This is a genomic window from Pseudomonas baltica (assembly GCF_014235765.1).
Taxonomy (GTDB): domain Bacteria; phylum Pseudomonadota; class Gammaproteobacteria; order Pseudomonadales; family Pseudomonadaceae; genus Aquipseudomonas; species Aquipseudomonas baltica.
Genome location: NZ_JACMYH010000007.1, coordinates 15,476 through 30,770 on the forward strand (window position 1 = coordinate 15,476; position 15,295 = coordinate 30,770).

The 15,295-nt window shown below is 63.9% G+C and carries 18 protein-coding genes; 12 read left to right on the plus strand and 6 right to left on the minus strand.

Annotated elements, in window-relative coordinates; all coding sequences use genetic code 11:
* The first annotated feature begins 366 nt into the window (after nucleotides 1-366).
* Nucleotides 367-546: a hypothetical protein gene (locus tag H7993_RS18410; RefSeq protein WP_122480281.1), complete on the plus strand. Its 180-nt coding sequence runs from the start codon at nucleotides 367-369 to the stop codon at nucleotides 544-546.
* Here the strand turns inward: H7993_RS18410 and H7993_RS18415 are convergent.
* Nucleotides 543-1,736, minus strand: coding sequence for a multidrug effflux MFS transporter (locus tag H7993_RS18415; RefSeq protein ID WP_185795255.1), 1,194 nt, complete (start codon nucleotides 1,734-1,736; stop codon nucleotides 543-545). The two genes, H7993_RS18410 and H7993_RS18415, sit on opposite strands and share 4 nt — an antisense overlap.
* A 48-nt stretch (nucleotides 1,737-1,784) precedes the next feature.
* Entirely contained in the window at nucleotides 1,785-1,982 is a 198-nt protein-coding gene (locus H7993_RS18420; protein WP_122480283.1) for a heavy-metal-associated domain-containing protein, read from the minus strand.
* A gap of 156 nt (nucleotides 1,983-2,138) precedes the next feature.
* Between H7993_RS18420 and H7993_RS18425 the strand changes: the two genes are divergently transcribed.
* Both H7993_RS18425 and cueR read left to right on the plus strand, forming a co-directional pair.
* Nucleotides 2,139-2,525, plus strand: coding sequence for a hypothetical protein (locus tag H7993_RS18425; RefSeq protein ID WP_122714690.1), 387 nt, complete (start codon nucleotides 2,139-2,141; stop codon nucleotides 2,523-2,525).
* A 57-nt stretch (nucleotides 2,526-2,582) separates the two neighbouring features.
* Nucleotides 2,583-2,984, plus strand: a complete 402-nt coding sequence (cueR, locus tag H7993_RS18430) for a Cu(I)-responsive transcriptional regulator (RefSeq protein WP_185795256.1) — start codon at nucleotides 2,583-2,585, stop codon at nucleotides 2,982-2,984.
* Between the two features lie 36 nt (nucleotides 2,985-3,020).
* On the opposite strand, the gene H7993_RS18435 is transcribed toward cueR, so the two are convergent.
* Nucleotides 3,021-3,914 (minus strand): PA4780 family RIO1-like protein kinase, encoded by an 894-nt coding sequence (locus H7993_RS18435; protein ID WP_122480286.1) that lies wholly within the window; start codon nucleotides 3,912-3,914, stop codon nucleotides 3,021-3,023.
* 165 nt (nucleotides 3,915-4,079) lie between these two features.
* Complete coding sequence (locus tag H7993_RS18440) at nucleotides 4,080-4,862, minus strand: AraC family transcriptional regulator (protein ID WP_185795257.1); 783 nt, start codon at nucleotides 4,860-4,862, stop codon at nucleotides 4,080-4,082.
* Nucleotides 4,863-4,949: 87 nt separating this feature from the next.
* Here H7993_RS18440 and H7993_RS18445 point away from each other — a divergent pair, with 87 nt between their 5' ends.
* Nucleotides 4,950-5,981: a bile acid:sodium symporter family protein gene (locus H7993_RS18445; protein WP_185795258.1), complete on the plus strand. Its 1,032-nt coding sequence runs from the start codon at nucleotides 4,950-4,952 to the stop codon at nucleotides 5,979-5,981.
* Here the strand turns inward: H7993_RS18445 and H7993_RS18450 are convergent.
* Entirely contained in the window at nucleotides 5,968-7,257 is a 1,290-nt protein-coding gene (locus tag H7993_RS18450) for an acetyl-CoA C-acetyltransferase (RefSeq protein WP_185795259.1), read from the minus strand. The two genes, H7993_RS18445 and H7993_RS18450, sit on opposite strands and share 14 nt — an antisense overlap.
* 131 nt (nucleotides 7,258-7,388) lie before the next feature.
* Here H7993_RS18450 and H7993_RS18455 point away from each other — a divergent pair, with 131 nt between their 5' ends.
* The 7 genes from H7993_RS18455 (at nucleotide 7,389) to H7993_RS18485 (ending at nucleotide 12,514) form a co-directional block, all read left to right on the plus strand.
* Nucleotides 7,389-8,729, plus strand: a complete 1,341-nt coding sequence (locus H7993_RS18455) for a 3-oxoacyl-ACP reductase (RefSeq protein ID WP_185795260.1) — start codon at nucleotides 7,389-7,391, stop codon at nucleotides 8,727-8,729.
* 1 nt (nucleotide 8,730) lies between these two features.
* Complete coding sequence (locus H7993_RS18460; protein WP_185795261.1) at nucleotides 8,731-9,597, plus strand: MaoC family dehydratase; 867 nt, start codon at nucleotides 8,731-8,733, stop codon at nucleotides 9,595-9,597.
* A gap of 54 nt (nucleotides 9,598-9,651) precedes the next feature.
* Entirely contained in the window at nucleotides 9,652-9,957 is a 306-nt protein-coding gene (locus H7993_RS18465) for a nucleotide pyrophosphohydrolase (RefSeq protein ID WP_185795262.1), read from the plus strand.
* Entirely contained in the window at nucleotides 9,954-10,703 is a 750-nt protein-coding gene (locus H7993_RS18470; protein WP_185795263.1) for a methyltransferase, read from the plus strand. Before H7993_RS18465 ends, H7993_RS18470 begins: the two co-directional genes overlap by 4 nt.
* A 20-nt stretch (nucleotides 10,704-10,723) precedes the next feature.
* Nucleotides 10,724-11,341, plus strand: a complete 618-nt coding sequence (locus H7993_RS18475; protein WP_122480294.1) for a DUF4136 domain-containing protein — start codon at nucleotides 10,724-10,726, stop codon at nucleotides 11,339-11,341.
* 18 nt (nucleotides 11,342-11,359) lie between these two features.
* Nucleotides 11,360-11,923, plus strand: a complete 564-nt coding sequence (locus H7993_RS18480) for a DUF4136 domain-containing protein (RefSeq protein WP_185795264.1) — start codon at nucleotides 11,360-11,362, stop codon at nucleotides 11,921-11,923.
* A 120-nt stretch (nucleotides 11,924-12,043) separates the two neighbouring features.
* Nucleotides 12,044-12,514 carry a prepilin peptidase gene (locus H7993_RS18485; RefSeq protein ID WP_185795265.1) on the plus strand — a complete coding sequence of 157 codons (471 nt, stop codon included), beginning with the start codon at nucleotides 12,044-12,046 and terminating at the stop codon, nucleotides 12,512-12,514.
* Between the two features lie 25 nt (nucleotides 12,515-12,539).
* Here H7993_RS18485 and pbpC read toward each other — a convergent pair whose 3' ends face one another.
* On the minus strand, nucleotides 12,540-14,948 hold the full coding sequence (gene pbpC / locus H7993_RS18490) for a peptidoglycan glycosyltransferase PbpC (RefSeq protein WP_185795266.1): 2,409 nt from the start codon (nucleotides 14,946-14,948) through the stop codon (nucleotides 12,540-12,542).
* Nucleotides 14,949-15,001: 53 nt separating this feature from the next.
* On the opposite strand from pbpC, the gene H7993_RS18495 reads away from it, so the two are divergent.
* A complete protein-coding gene (locus H7993_RS18495; protein ID WP_122480298.1) occupies nucleotides 15,002-15,295 on the plus strand; it encodes a hypothetical protein in 294 nt (97 codons plus the stop codon).

Here is a 15,295-nt window from a genome sequence, read left to right on the forward strand (position 1 = left end):
GGTGATTATATGCACCCCGCCGTTGTACGGAATTGGACGAAAGCACCGGGGACCAGCATCGAATGCGAGGGGTATGCAATACCCTGTACTTGTATGGCCCGCCCTTACCATCGGCATTTTCCGGGACGCTTGCTCAAGCGCCCGCAACGCGTCGCTCTGTTGCCTGAAGACCGGTTGGATACATCATTCATTACAGGTTTGACCCCACAGCCGGGGCGGACTTTTCCCGCAATGTCCGTCCTTGCAGACCTACATGATTGTTTGGTTCGCGCTGCCTCGCCGTCAGTCTGACGGGCATCCGATGACGCTCGCACGCCCGAAATGAGGACTACACTGGGTCCTCATCTCGAGCCCGAGGACATCGCAATGAAAGTTCTTCTTTCTGAGTTGAAGCAACCACGTGGCAGCTGCTGGCAGGTGCGTATGGACCAGCATGCGGTGTCATTCCGCAGCGAAGCCGAGGCGCGGGCCTTCATCGCCACCCTCGAAGCCCGCTTGCAGGCGCCCCACGGCCTGCCGCAGGCGCGGGGGGCCAGCGCCGGTTAGCGGGCTGTCTGCAGGTCGCGACGCTGCTGGCAGCGGCGTGTCAGTACCGCCGCACAGACGGCAAGGATGCCGCAGCCAGCGATCACCCAGGCCATCGGCATTGCCGTGCCGTCGTGCAGTAATCCGACCAACGACGCGGCGGCGGCGGCAAGACTGAATTGCAGGCACCCCAACAGCGCCGAAGCGCTGCCGGCGCGTGAGCCCTGTCCGCTCATGGCACACGCCGAGGCGTTGGGGATGATCCCGCCCAGGCTCGCCAGACAGACGAACAGTGGGATCAGCAATGGCCACAAGACCGTTGGCCGCAGCGCACTGAGTGCCAGCAGTACCGCACCCGCTGCCATGTACACCCACACGGTGCGTGACAGCAGCAACGCCGGACCGCGGCGCGACAGAAGGCGCGCATTGACCTGCGCCATCAGGATGAACCCTGCGGCATTGCTGCCGAACAGCCAGCCATAGTGTTCGGCAGGTACGCCGTAGAGCTTGATGAATACGAACGGTGACCCGGCGATGTAGGCGAACATGCCGGCCATGGCGATTCCGCCGGTCAGCGCATGCCCCATGAACACAGGGTCCAGCAACAAGCCGCCGTACAGCCTGGGGGCGCCCGCAAGGGGGCGTCTGGGCCTGTCGGCGGGCATGCTTTCCGGCAGGCCCAGGGCGACGGCCAAGGTGCAGGCGGCGCTGAACAGGGTGAGCAGGATGAAGATCCACTGCCAGCCCCAACTGTTGACCAGTACGCCACCGAGCATGGGTGCCAGGATCGGCGCCAGGCCCATGACCAGCATCAGTTGCGAGAACACCTTGGCCGAGCCGACTGCATCGCACTTGTCGCTGACGATGGCGCGGGCCAGCACCATGCCAGCGCAACCGCCCAGGGCCTGGACGAAACGGGCAACGATGAGCCAGTCCAGGGTGGGTGCGAAGGCACAGGCCAGCGAAGCTGCGGTGAACAGCGAAACGCCCACGAGCAGGGGCACCCGGCGACCGAAGCGATCGGCGACCGGGCCGTAGATCAGTTGGCCGATCGACAGACCGAGGAAGTAGGCAGCCAGGGTGGTCTGGATGTGCTTTTCGTCGGTGCCGAAGGCAAGCGCCATGGCAGGGAAGCCCGGCAGGTAGAAGTCGATCGCCAGGGGGCCGAATGCGCTGAGCGCCCCCAGGATCAGAATGGTCTTGAAGTTCATCGGGTATTCACTACGTCCTGACAATACAGGCGACGTAGTCTAACCGGGTTACGCGGGTGTCGCGCTGTAGCCTTCTTCGCTGATCAGCTGGACGATTCGCTCGGGCGGCAGGTTGCTGTCGATTTCGACCTTGCCGACTGCCAGGTCGATCTGGACCTGGGCAGCCGGATCCTGAGCGGTGATTGCCTGGGTCACGGCACGTACGCAGTGGCCACAGGTCATGCCTTGCACGGTGAACTGTTGCATGGGTGATACCTCGCGGGACGGGATTGCGATCATTCTCAACCTTCCCGTCGGGGCAAGGTCAAGGTAAAGATCAAGTTCTGCACGGATCGGCCGGGCTGGAATTCCCCGTGCGGCTCGTCCAAGCTGGACGCTTGCCCCCCTGCCAGGAGTAACTCGATGCGCCCTACCACTGCATGGCTTTTCGGAATGTGTGCCCTGGCAGCGCAGAGCTGTTGGGCCGGTGCCAGTACCGGTCAGCCATACGGCATTCTGATCGTTTCCCGCGAGCGCCTGGAAGTCGCCACGTCCTGCGAGATAGGGGTGTACCTGCAGGACCAACTGGTCGGGCGGCTGTTTCAAGAGCAGGCCACATCGTTCAACCTGCCGCCAGGCCCCGTGTCGGTCGGTTTGCGTCAGCTTCCGGGGCAAACGCCTGGGTGCGCGCCGGGCATGACCGAGTACAAACCGGTAATCGTGACCCTGCAGGCCGGGCAGATTCAGAAATTCCGTATCGCTGCAGGCAGCGCCGGCTTGTACTTGAAGCCCGAGCCTCTGGAGTATTGACCTTGCCAGAGGGGCAAGGTTGATACTGGCGCAAACGCATCCGAGGACATTTCGAGCATGAACATTGGCCAGGCCGCCCGCGAAAGCGGCCTCAGCGCAAAGATGATCCGTTACTACGAGTCGATCGGCCTGCTTGCGCCAGCCGTGCGCAGCGACAGCGGCTACCGCCTGTATCAGGCAGCGGACGTGCACACGCTCGGTTTCATCAAGCGTTCGCGCGACCTTGGGTTTTCCCTGGAGGAAGTGGCCAGGCTGCTCACGCTGTGGCAAGACCGCAAGCGTGCCAGCGCCGACGTGAAGCAACTGGCTCGCCGGCATATCGACGAGCTCGACCGCCGCATCGGCGAGCTGAGCAGCCTGCGCAACACCCTTGAACACCTGGTGGAACACTGTCACGGCGATGACCGCCCGGACTGCCCGATCCTTCAGGAGCTGGCATCCGGGGGCTGTTGCAGCTGACAAGGGGAAAACGGCGTCAGCTGGCAAGCAGGCCGCTTATTGCAACCAGGGCGGAGGCGGTTCTTCCGTTGTCTTGGTCGGCTGGTCATCGGCCTCGCGTGCGGCGCGTCGGCGAATGTCGTCCAGGCGCGCGGCCTCGATTTCACGCATGACCCCGCCCACATCGGCTTCCACTTCTTCCTCTGCGAACTCGCCGGTCAGCACACTGGCCGGGTGCAGTTTGCCTTCTTCGTACAACGCCCACATTTCCTTGGCGTAGCGCGTCTGGCGAAGCTCGGGAGCGAACCTGCCGAAATAGCTGGCCATGTTGCCGACGTCACGCTCGAGCATGCTGAAGGCATGGTTGTTGCCCGCCGCATCCACGGCCTGCGGCAGATCGATGATCACCGGGCCATCGGGCGTCAGCAGCACGTTGAACTCGGAGAGGTCGCCGTGCACCAGGCCTGTGCACAGCATCAGCACGATCTGGTGGATGAGGAACGCGTGGTACTCGCGCGCCTGGTCCGGTTCCAGCTCGACGTCGTTGAGACGTGGGGCTGCATCGCCGTCCTCGTCGCAGATCATCTCCATGAGCAAGACGCCCTCGAGAAAATCGTACGGCTTGGGCACACGCACACCGGCACTGGCCAGCCGGAACAACGCCGCGACCTCGGCGTTCTGCCAGGCGTCCTCGGTTTCCTTGCGGCCGAACTTGGAGCCCTTGGCCATGGCCCGAGCCTGTCGGCTGTTGCGCACCTTGCGGCCTTCCTGATATTCGGCCGCCTGGCGAAAGCTTCGTTTGTTCGCCTCCTTGTAGACCTTGGCGCAGCGCAATTCCTTGCCACAGCGCACCACATAGACAGCTGCTTCTTTACCGCTCATCAGCGGTCGCAGCACCTCGTCCACCAGACCGTCCTCGATCAGCGGTTCAATGCGTTTTGGAGTCTTCATCAGCTTTTATTCTGGGTCCTTCGTAGCCAAACACGCGAATTCTGGCGGCATCGTCTCACAGCGAGCGCGGCTTGCCGACCCGAGCCTGTAAAAGGATGCAAACAACTCGCCAAGCGGTGGACGATCATAGCGCTTTCGCAGCTGATGGACAGCGGCGCTCACGCATTAAAGCTCGCCAGGAGTGAAACCGAACAGCGCCTTGAAAGCTGCGATGAAGGCTGATGCCGATTCATAACCGTTGTTCAGTGCGGCCGTGGTCACACTGTCACCGTTTTCCAGCCCCTGCAGCGACGACAGCAGCCGCATGCGCTGCCGCCAGGCCCGATAGCTCATGCCGGTTTCGCGCTGGAACAGGCGCATCAGGGTCTTTTCCGACGTTCCCAGGCGCCCTGCCCACTGGGTCAGCGTGGTGGCCTGATCGGGAGCAGCGATCAGCTGGTTGCACAACGCCAACAGCCGATGTTCCCTGGGCAGGGGCAACGAGAACGCCACCTCGGGCAGGCCTGCCAACTGATCCAGCAATACCTGCACCAGACGTGACTGAGCGGTGTCACCGGCTGGGTAGTCATGGGGCAACTCGCAGAAACCCTTGATCAGTTCGCGTGCCAGCGGGGTGACCTCAAGCACCTTGCAGTGCTCCGTGAGGAAGGGCGACTCTTCTCTGCGCACGTACAGACTGCGCATCTCGGCGCGCATCGAGGTGACGACCTTGTGTTCCACTCCCGCCGGAATCCAGATACCCCACTGCGGCGGCGCGAAGAAACTGCCTTCATCGGTGTGCACGCCGAGGACGCCGCTGATGGCGTAGGAAAACTGCGCCCAATCATGTCGATGGGCGGGCGTCCACGATCCCGCACCCAGGCTTTCGGCACGCGCATACAACGGTCGAGGCAGGCTTGCCAGGGCGGGTATGGGGCGTGGTGACGATGCATGTCCGTTTGGCGGCATTGATTGGCCCTCTGTCGCAAGACGGCAATAGAGTGCCTGAGTTAGCCTGCGGTTCTCAATGTCCATCGACGCACAGGCGATTCATTCATGCACATTCTCAAACACCTCAAGCGCGTGGTAACCGATTGGTTCCTCTGCGGCATGGTGCTGGCAGTCCTGCTAGCGTGGATTTTTCCGAGATTCGGCGCCACCGGCGGTGCCATGCACGCAGGTCTGGTGACCAATATCGGCGTGTTCGTGGTGTTCTTTCTGCATGGCATGAACCTGTCCAGCGAGCAGATCCGCCACGGATTGAAGAACTGGCGCCTGCATGTGATGGTGCAAGCCTTCACCTTCGTGGTGTTCCCGCTGCTGTGGCTGGCCTGCGACAAGACGCTTGGCGCGTTCATTCCCGGCACCTTGATGGTAGGCTTTCTGTACCTTGCCGCCCTGCCCTCGACCATTTCGTCATCGGTGGCATTGACGGGCAGTGCGGGCGGCAACGTGCCGGCAGCGATCCTCAACGCCAGCCTGTCGAGCGTGCTGGGTATCTTCATCACGCCGTTTCTGTGCGCGCTGGTGGTCGGTGGCGGTTCGGGGGGCATCGACCTGGGGGAAACCCTGCTCGACCTGTGCGCCATGCTGCTGTTGCCGCTGGTGCTGGGGCAACTAATGCGGCCGTTGTTCGGCAAATTCTTCGGCCGGCACAAGCGCTACACCAACTTGATCGACAAGGCCGTGATCCTGCTGCTGGTGTATGCCGCCTTCTGCAATTCGATGGTATCGGGGCTGTGGCAGCAGCAGGGCGCATCGGTATTGGCCATGGCCGTGGGCGGCAGCGCCTTACTGTTGGCGCTGATCCTGCTGCTGACCACACGCACCGCCAAACTGCTGGGCTTCAGCCACGCCGACAAGGTGGCCGCCGTGTTCTGCGCCAGCAAGAAGTCATTGGCGGCGGGAGCACCGATGGCGGCGTTGATCTTCGGCAGCAACCCCGGACTGGGCTTGATTCTGCTGCCGATCATGATCTATCACCCGCTGCAGCTGATCGTGTGTTCGATCATGGCGGAAAACTACGCCAACCAATTGCGTGTGGAAGCGACCAGCGTGCCCGTGGGCGCAACCGTCAGCGCTCGATGATTGCCGTGACGCCCTGGCCACCGGCTGCGCAAATCGAAATCAGGCCTCGACCGCTGCCTGCGTTGTCCAGAAGCTTGCTCAGGTTGCCGAGGATGCGCCCACCGGTGGCCGCGAACGGGTGCCCTGCCGCCAGTGAACTGCCCTTGACGTTAAGGCGGCTGCGGTCTATCGAACCCAGCGGCGCATCCAGGCCCAAGCGCGTGCGGCAGTAGTCTGCATTCTCCCAGGCCTTGAGGGTGCAGAGCACTTGTGCGGCGAAGGCCTCATGTATTTCGTAGTAATCGAAATCCTGCAGGCTCAAGCCGTTGCGCGCCAACAGCCGCGGAACCGCGTAGACCGGCGCCATCAGCAGCCCTTCCTGCCCCCCCACGAAGTCCACTGCAGCGGTTTCCCCATCGCGCCAGTACGCCAGCACCGGCAGCCCGCGCTCCCTGGCCCAGGCTTCGCTGGCCAACAGCACCACCGACGCGCCGTCGGTCAAGGGCGTGGAATTGCCTGCCGTGAGCGTGCCCTGCCGGTTTTTCTCGAACACGGGCTTGAGCGCCGAAAGTTTTTCCAGGGTCAGGTCGGGACGCAGATTATGGTCGCGGACCAGCCCGCCGAATGGCGTGGTGAGATCGTCCTGCCAACCTTGCGCATAGGCGGCGGCCAGGTTCTGGTGACTGCGCAGCGCCAGCTCATCCTGTTCGTGACGTGGGATGTTCCAGTGCTGCGCCATCAGCTCGCAATGCTGCCCCATCGACAGACCGGTGCGCGGCTCGCCATTGCGCGGCAGTTCGGGTCGCAAATGCTGCGGCCGCAGTTGCAGCAATGCCTTGGCCCGTTCGCCGAGCGATTTGGCCCGATGCGTCTGCAACAGGATCTGACGCAAGCCTTCATCGACCGCGATGGGCGCATCGGATGCACTGTCGACACCGCCGGCAATGCCGCATTCGATCTGGCCCAAAGCGATCTTGTTGGCCACCAGCAGCGCGCTTTCCAGACCTGTGCCACACGCTTGCTGAACATCGTAGGCGGGCGTTTGTGCCGACAGCCGCGAGCCCAGTACGCTTTCACGGGTCAGGTTGAAATCGCGGGAATGCTTGAGCACCGCACCGGCCGCGACCTCACCCAGGCGCATGCCGTGCAGACCATAACGTTCGATCAGGCCTTCGAGTGCGGCCGTGAGCATGGCCTGATTGCCGACTCGGGCGTAGGGCCCGTTGGCGCGAGCGAATGGGATACGATTGCTGCCAACGATGGCAACCCGGCGCACCGTATGCGTATCTAGGTTCATGTCGAACCTCCTGGATTGAAAGGCGGAAGCGAGATTCCGGGTCGAGCATGATGTATGGCACGGGGCCCGGGCGAACGACGCGCGCCTTGCCGTGGTCCACACTTTGAACCCTTTGAACCGGAGCACGTTCCATGTCCGATCGATATATCGACTTCGCCAACTCCGACCTCGGTCGTCGCCTGGTAGGGGCCATCGGCCTGCCTTCGCCGGCACGCCTGGAGCGCTGGCAAGCCGGACGGTTGCGACCGGTAGAAGGTGCTCTGCTACTGGGCGGCGGCGGGCTCGCCAACAAGGTGGCCAGCTTCGCTTCGCGCTTGACCGACACCGCGTACGGCGCCGCCGACCTCCCAAGCTGGACCGCTGGCCTTGGGCCCAAGCTCAAGGCCGTGGTGTTCGACGCCAGCGAGATCGTCGATGGTACCCAACTGGCACGCTTGCGCGAGTTCTTCCAGCCGGTGATCAAGAGCCTGGACCACAACGCGCACATGGTCATTCTGGGACGCAACCCCCGCGACCTCGAAGACCCTGAAGCACACATCGCGCAGCGCGCTGTGGAAGGTTTCAGCCGGTCGCTGGCCAAGGAGTTGCGCAACGGTGGCACCTTGCAGCTGCTGTATGTCGCGCCTGACGCCGACGAACAGCTGGAAGGTGCGTTGCGCTTCTTTCTTTCGCCCAAGAGTGCGTTCGTGTCGGGCCAGGTGCTGTCGCTGCAGGCCAGCGCCCGCCAGGTCACTGACTGGACCCGCCCGTTGGCAGGCCGCAAGGCGCTGGTCACCGGCGCCGCACGCGGCATCGGTGCGTCGATCGCGGAAACCCTGGCGCGCGACGGCGCCGAAGTGATCCTGCTCGATGTGCCCCAGGCACGCCATGACCTGCAAGCGCTGGCGGCACGGCTGGGCGGTCGCACGATAGACCTGGACATCTGCGCCGACGACGCTGCAAGCCAGCTGATCGCCGCGCTGCCGGAGGGAATCGACATCGTGGTGCACAACGCTGGCATTACCCGCGACAAGACCCTGGTCAACATGACACCCGACTATTGGGACTCGGTGCTCGCGGTCAACCTGCTCGCTCCGCAACGGCTGACCCAGGCGCTGTTCGACAGCGGCACGCTGCGCGATGACGGGCGCGTGGTACTGCTTTCCTCGACGTCAGGGATTGCCGGCAACCGTGGGCAGAGCAACTATGCCGCGAGCAAGGCCGGACTGATCGGCCTGGCGGAAGCGTTCGCCGCCAGGCTGGCCACGCGCGGTGCGACCATCAACGCCGTGGCCCCTGGCTTCATCGAAACCGGCATGACGGCGCAGATGCCCTTTGCCCTGCGCGAAGCCGGGAGGCGCATGAGCTCACTGGGCCAGGGTGGCCAACCGCAGGACGTTGCCGAGGCCGTTGCCTGGCTGGCGCAGCCCGGCAGTGGTGCGGTCAATGGCCAAGTGCTGCGCGTGTGCGGCCAAAGCATTCTGGGGGCCTGACATGGCAATCCACTGGCAGACTTTGGCACGCAATCCCGACCTGCCCAGCGCCTATCTGAAAGCAGCGCTCAACCGCAAGATCACGGGCGAGCGTCTGCCTGAGCTGGGCCTGCGTTGCAGTCTGTCGGCAGACCCACGACACCTGGCGGCTTACCGCGAACTATGCGGGTTCGGCGAAGGCGGCATGCTGCCGGCCACTTACCCGCATGTGCTGGCGTTTGCCTTGCAGATGCGCTTGATGACCGATAAAAGCTTTCCGTTTCCCCTGCTGGGCCTGGTGCACCTACGCAACCGCATTCAGGTGTTGCGGCCCTTGGGCGGGGTGGCCGGTGTACGGGTCAGCGTGCATGCGCAGAACCTGCAGCGCCATGAAAAAGGCGTGACGTTCGATCTGGTGACCCAAGTCGATGACCCCTTGGGGCCGCTGTGGCAGGAGCACAGCGCCTTTCTGTGTCGCCATGCCAGAATCGAAGGCCTGCAAGAGCCCGTGCACGCTCCTGCCCAGCATCAGGACCAGGCTCTGATGGAGGTGCATCGCTGGTATGCGGCGGCGGACACCGGACGCCGTTACGCACGCGTCTCCGGCGATTACAACCCGATCCATCTGAGCGCCCTGAGCGCGCGTCTGTTCGGCTTTCCCACTGCCATTGCCCATGGCATGTGGAGCCTGGCGCAAAGTGTGGCAGCCCTGCGCGAACGCCTGCCGTTGAGCAATTACCAACTGGCGGTGGAATTCCACAAACCGGTACGCCTGCCCAGCGAGTTGATCTTGCGCGCCAGCGCTGCAGGGCTCGGCGGGCAGTTGGCATTGCATGGGCGCGACGAGCTGTTGCACATGAGCGGCACCTGGGGACCTCTGGTTCTGTAGCTATTGCGTTCGGCAAAGTTCGGCTTGAAGCTATGCGCCTTCAGGAGCTTTGCAATGAACCTAGACGCACTTACCCAACGCCTCCACCAGATACGCGAAAACAACGATTGGCGGCGCTTTCACAGCCCGAAGAACCTTGCCATGGCGGCCAGCGTGGAAATGTCCGAGCTGCTGGAAATCTTCCAGTGGCTGACCGAAGACCAGTCACGACAACTGTCGCCCGAGCAGCTCGAACATGCCGGCCAAGAAGTCGGTGACGTGGTGCTGTACCTGTTGCTGCTGTGCAGCGAACTGGGCCTGGACATGGACCAGGTGGTACGCGCCAAACTCGCTGACAGCGAGCGGCGGTTCGCTCGATGAACGATCGCCATTTCGATCAACTGGCGACCCGCTTTGCCGAAAAGATCTACGGCGGCGCCAAGGGCGCGATCCGCCTTGCCGTGCTCCAGGCCGACCTGCGCGAAGCCCTGCCTCAGCGCTCCCTGCGCGTGCTGGACATTGGCGGCGGCCTGGGCCACATGGCCTTGTGGCTGGCCGAGCAAGGTCACCAGGTCACCTTCAGCGAACCGGCCGAACCGATGCTCGAGGGCGCGCGCGAGCGCTTCGCGGCAGCGGGCCAGAGCGCCACGTTCATCCAGGCGTCCTGGCAGCAGCTGCCCGCGCTCGGATTGCCCGCATTCGACCTGGTGATCTGCCACGCCGTGCTGGAATGGCTGGCCGAGCCCCATGCCATTCTGCCCGTCCTGCATTCGCTGACTGCCGCCAACGGCTGGCTGTCATTGGCGTTCTACAATCGCGATGCGCTGGTTTACCGCAATCTGCTCAAAGGTCACTTTCGCAAACTGAACAGCAATGAACTGGCAGGTGAAAAGCAGAGCCTTACGCCTCAGCAGCCATTGGACCCGCGCGAACTGGCCGCGCAACTTGACGGCGCCTGGCGTGTCGAATCCAGAAGCGGTGTGCGCGTGTTCCACGACTACATGCCCATCGATTTCCAGAAGCGCGCCGACCTGGAACAACTGGTGACAATGGAGCTTGCCCATCGGCGACACCCGGCGTTTGCCGGTCTGGGTCGCTACCTGCACTGGATCTGCCGCCCCGCTTGACCGGTATTTCGGAGACTGCCATGCGTCGCCTGTCCCTATCCGCTGTTTGCCTGACCCTGGCAGCCTGCCAGAGCCCCAATCCCTATGTCGCCAGCTCCAGGCCCCTGCCACCTGCCCCCGCGCAGGCGGCGCAGACATTCGATGCCAGTGCCTACCCCGCGCCTCCGCGCGACTATGCCCGGTATCGCAATTGGGCCTGGGCCAACGGGCAGCTACCGGCCGGGACCAGTTGGGCCGACTCTGCGCAGATCGCCGAAGCGGTCAGCAATGCCCTCGACCAACGCGGCTTGCGACCCCAGCGAGGTGGCGACAGCGCCGACTTGCGGGTCGGCACCAGCCTGCGCATGGAAACCCGCCTGCAACAAACCCGCGACGATGTCGGCTACGGTGCCGGCTACGGACGCGGTTACGGCGGCTATGATCGCTACGACCGCTATGGCGGCTATGGCAGCTATCCGGTGGTACGCACCTACCAGATCCAGGTGATGGTGGTGCGCATCGACCTGTTCGACGGCAAGAGCGGCCAGCCCGTCTGGAGCGCAAGTGCTGAAACCAGCAGCCAGGGCAGCCTGAGCGATCGTAACGAGGCGTTACGCAACGCTGTGCAAAAAGCGCTGACGGCTTATCCTCCGTCCTGACCCACAGGAGATTTCACCATGTTGCGTCGCCTTGCCGTTCTACCGCTGGCGCTGTTGCTGAGCGCCTGTCAAACCCCTCGAGTCAATCATGATTTCGATGCCAGCCGTGACTTCGCGGCCTACCGCAGCTGGGCCTGGAAAGAGCCGGCGGTGCAATATCGGCCGGACGATCCACGGGTGCGCAGCGACCTCACCGAGCAGCGCATCCGCCAGGCCGTGAGCAGTCAGCTCGACCAGCGCGGACTGCGCCCAGCGGCTGCCGGTGGCCGTGCCGACATCACGCTGCAAGCCTACTTGATCGTCGACAACCGTCAGCAGCAGGTCACGACCAATTATGGCGGTGGTTGGGGCGGTGGCTACTGGGGTCCGTATTGGGCCTCGCCCGCCATGAATGAAACACGCAGCGTCGATTACAAGGTGGCGACCCTGCAGCTGGACATGCTCGATGCGCGGGACGGCAAACTGGTGTGGCGTGGCAGCACCGAACAACTGGTCAACGACAATGCCGTTTCGCCGAGCGAGCGCAGCACCGTCATCCAGAAGGCGGTGAACGACATCCTGTCCACCTACCCGCCTCGCTGAGCCTGCCGCCAGCAGCAAAAAAAGTGTCGCAGCAACCCCATCGTCAGCGTCAGGCGTCTAATCTGAAACAGAAGGTCTGTTTCAGAAGTGAGCCACTGCCGTATTCAAGTGGGTGCTGCCATGCCAAGTCTCGTTCTTCTCCTGTGGTTTACCCTGTGCGCCGAGCAGGACATCCGGCACCGGCGCATAGCCGACAAACTGACCGTCAGCGCAGGGGTGCTGGCGCTGGTGTGCCTGTTCGCCACCGGGCATACCTGGATCGGCTCGAGCATGGTCGAGGCGGCCGCAGCGCTGGTATTGAGCATGGCGTTGACCTTGCCTGGCTACCTCAATGGCCGCCTGAGCTGTGGCGAGGTCAAGCTGCTCTGGGCACTGGCGCTGGCTTCGGACAGCAGTCACCTGGTCGGCACGCTGATCGGCGGTATCGTGGCCCTGGTGCTGTGGGTCTTCGTGTCACCGATGATCTGGTACCGCTTGAGCATTCGCTATAGGCGCAAGGTGGAGTACCTGAACCCCGAGTCGGCAGCCGTGCTGCCGCTCACCCCGTTTCTGCTGGCAGGGTTCGTGCAGACATTGTTCTGGTTGAGCTGATTTGCCGGGTTGGCATCCGACAGGCTCAGTCCACCACGGTCAGCTCGGCCCTGGCAGTCTGCCCCGCCTCGTCCAGCACCGTGACCTGATAACGCCCCGTGCGCTCGAACACCGCGTTCAGGCCAGTGCCCTGCGCACTGCTTTGCTGGGGCATGCCATTGATGAACCACCAACGCTGCCCCTGCCCGCCGAGCGTGTCGAGGTGTATCCGCAGCGGGCCGGCATCGGCGGCCGGATGGCGCAGCCGATCACCGCTGCGCACGCCGACGATCGACAAGGGTGCCATGGCCGGCAACGGTGGCGCGGGGCATTGTGGATCCGAGTCCGGCACCCGCATCCGGCGATGTTCGGCCTTGGCCAGCCAGGGTTCGAGTGCGGCCGGCCACAGGGCGATGGAGCGTGCCTGGGCGCCGGGGCAGGAGGCACTGGTGCGCAGCCCTCCAGGCGAGAGCCAGACCTGTTCCTGCAGCCCGGTACCCAGCGGTTGGTCCAGCGCCTGCAAGGTGGGCGGGATGGTCTTGTCCAGTGTCCAGGCAAAGCGCTGGCGCCGACAGTTGGGGTCGCGGCGATCCAGTGCTTGACCCAGCGGCCAGCATATCGCAGCCACGCCGACGCTGGACGGTACGCGCTGGACAGGCGTCGAGATGGCCCGCTGCGCATCGCGGTTGCTCAGGACGTCGTGTACCTGCAGCATCAACGGCGCGGCCGAAGCCAGGCCGAACTGGCCGGGTACCGGGGTGCCATCCGGGCGACCGATCCATATTCCGATCAGATAACGCGGCCCGATGCCGATCGACCAGGCGTCACGAAAACCGTAACTGGTACCGGTCTTCCAGGCCAGCGCCGGACGCTGGACGAGTTCGGCGTGCAGGTCTTGATCCGGGCGCGCTTGGCCGCTGAGGATGCGCCGCACGATCCACGCCGCGCCCGCCGACATCATCGGCCGCTCGCGCAGTACATCCTGCGGTTGCCAGCGCAGTGAGGCACTGTTGCCGCTGCGGGCGAAAGCACTGTAGGCGGCGACCAGATCGTCGAGCCGACTGCCCATCCCGCCCAGGATCATCGCCAGGTTGGGCTCGGCGGCCACGGGCCAGCTCAGGTGCAGGCCGCCGTTGCGCAACTGCGCGGCAAAGCGCTTGGGACCCAGCGCCTCGAGCACCTGCACCGCTGGCAGATTGAGCGACAGGGCCAGCGCCGAACTGGCCGCGACCGGACCGCTGAACCCTGCGGAAAAATTGCCGGGGCGGTAATCACCGTAGCGTCGCGGGACATCCTGCAACAGAGACTCGGAGTGAATCAGGCCGGCATCCATGGCCATGCCGTAAAGAAACGGCTTGAGCGTGGAGCCCGGCGACCTGACGGCACTCACCATGTCGACATGGCCGAAGCGCCGGTCATCGGCCAAGTCCACCGAGCCCAGGTAGGCACGCACGGCCATGGTCTGCGCGTCCACCACCAGAATGGCCGCCGAGGTTCGCTCGGGCAGCCGCGCACGCCAGCCCAGCAGCAGGTCTTCCAGGCGCCGTTGCAGGCTGGCGTCGATTAACGTGTGGATGAGCGGCGGGCTGTCATTGCGATTCAGGCGCCTGGCCAGCAATGGCGCCAACGCCGGCTCCTGGCGCGGGGCCAGCAACAAAGGCTCCTGTTGTGCTTCGCGTACCTGTGCAATGGGCCACACGCCGTGCTCGGCCATGCGCTTCAGCACTTTGTTGCGAGCGGCTTGCGCCTGTTGCGGATGGCGGTCGGGACGCAGGCGGCTGGGCGCTTGGGGCAACACCGCCAGCAAGGCGGCTTCGCTGCGGGTGAGCTGCGCAGGCGACTTGCCCAGATACGCCCAACTGGCCGCCGCCACACCTTGCAAGGTGCCGCCGAATGGCGCGCGGTTCAGGTACAGCGTGAGGATCTGCGTCTTGCTCAGGTGCCACTCCAGCTGCGCGGTTCGCCATAACTGATGCAGTTTGCCGGAGAAGGTCCGTGAATGCGGATCGAGCAGGCGCGCCACCTGCATCGACAACGTACTGCCGCCCGACAACACCCGACCGCCGCTGAGGTTGAGCCAGGCAGCACGAGCCAGTGCCAGCGGGTTGACCCCTGGATGCTGGTAGAACCAGCGGTCCTCGTAGGTCAGCAAAGCTTCGAGATAATAGGGCGAAACCTGGTCCACGCTGACCGGATATCGCCATACCCCTTCGGCATCGGCGAAACGCCACAGCGGTGTGCCGTCCTCGGCAAGTACCACGCGTGCCAGATCATCCCGGGGCAACGGTAGTGGCCAGAGTCGATCGGCCAGCCACAGAAGAAAGACCGGCACACAAATCGCCAACAGCGCACGGCGTGTGAATCTGCCTCGACGCGTTTTCGGAAAAACTGCAAAGCTGCGGATCAAGTGCGCCAACCTTGCTGGCGCTGTCGGGAACTTGGTTCGCTGGCGCATGGCCAAAGGGGGCACAATGGCATGAATGCCACTAACCGAATCAGGACGCAACTATGCATGTAGAAGGCTTTTTCGAGTGGCTGGGACAGGCCCTGGGCGCAATCATTCGCTGGGTGGTAGACAGCCTGAGCTGGCTGTTCAGCCTGCTCGGCAACGCGGGCGGAAATTTCGTCGACGGCCTGTCGAGGACCCTGGGCATGGACACCAATGTCGTTACCATCGCCGCGTTGATCGTCGGCTTGCTGTTCCTGTACTCCGCCGTCCGAGCTTTCATGCGTGCATCGATCATCATGGGTGTCATCTGGGCCGTACTGGGCCTGTGGTTGCTGAGCTGGATCATTCAGTGA

Coding starts and splice junctions, on each gene's coding strand:
- H7993_RS18410 (WP_122480281.1), top strand. CDS start 367: ATGAAAGTTCTTCTTTCTGAGTTGAAGCAACCACGTGGCAGCTGCTGG.
- H7993_RS18415 (WP_185795255.1), bottom strand. CDS start 1,736: ATGAACTTCAAGACCATTCTGATCCTGGGGGCGCTCAGCGCATTCGGC.
- H7993_RS18420 (WP_122480283.1), bottom strand. CDS start 1,982: ATGCAACAGTTCACCGTGCAAGGCATGACCTGTGGCCACTGCGTACGT.
- H7993_RS18425 (WP_122714690.1), top strand. CDS start 2,139: ATGCGCCCTACCACTGCATGGCTTTTCGGAATGTGTGCCCTGGCAGCG.
- cueR (WP_185795256.1), top strand. CDS start 2,583: ATGAACATTGGCCAGGCCGCCCGCGAAAGCGGCCTCAGCGCAAAGATG.
- H7993_RS18435 (WP_122480286.1), bottom strand. CDS start 3,914: ATGAAGACTCCAAAACGCATTGAACCGCTGATCGAGGACGGTCTGGTG.
- H7993_RS18440 (WP_185795257.1), bottom strand. CDS start 4,862: ATGCCGCCAAACGGACATGCATCGTCACCACGCCCCATACCCGCCCTG.
- H7993_RS18445 (WP_185795258.1), top strand. CDS start 4,950: ATGCACATTCTCAAACACCTCAAGCGCGTGGTAACCGATTGGTTCCTC.
- H7993_RS18450 (WP_185795259.1), bottom strand. CDS start 7,257: ATGAACCTAGATACGCATACGGTGCGCCGGGTTGCCATCGTTGGCAGC.
- H7993_RS18455 (WP_185795260.1), top strand. CDS start 7,389: ATGTCCGATCGATATATCGACTTCGCCAACTCCGACCTCGGTCGTCGC.
- H7993_RS18460 (WP_185795261.1), top strand. CDS start 8,731: ATGGCAATCCACTGGCAGACTTTGGCACGCAATCCCGACCTGCCCAGC.
- H7993_RS18465 (WP_185795262.1), top strand. CDS start 9,652: ATGAACCTAGACGCACTTACCCAACGCCTCCACCAGATACGCGAAAAC.
- H7993_RS18470 (WP_185795263.1), top strand. CDS start 9,954: ATGAACGATCGCCATTTCGATCAACTGGCGACCCGCTTTGCCGAAAAG.
- H7993_RS18475 (WP_122480294.1), top strand. CDS start 10,724: ATGCGTCGCCTGTCCCTATCCGCTGTTTGCCTGACCCTGGCAGCCTGC.
- H7993_RS18480 (WP_185795264.1), top strand. CDS start 11,360: ATGTTGCGTCGCCTTGCCGTTCTACCGCTGGCGCTGTTGCTGAGCGCC.
- H7993_RS18485 (WP_185795265.1), top strand. CDS start 12,044: ATGCCAAGTCTCGTTCTTCTCCTGTGGTTTACCCTGTGCGCCGAGCAG.
- pbpC (WP_185795266.1), bottom strand. CDS start 14,948: ATGCGCCAGCGAACCAAGTTCCCGACAGCGCCAGCAAGGTTGGCGCAC.
- H7993_RS18495 (WP_122480298.1), top strand. CDS start 15,002: ATGCATGTAGAAGGCTTTTTCGAGTGGCTGGGACAGGCCCTGGGCGCA.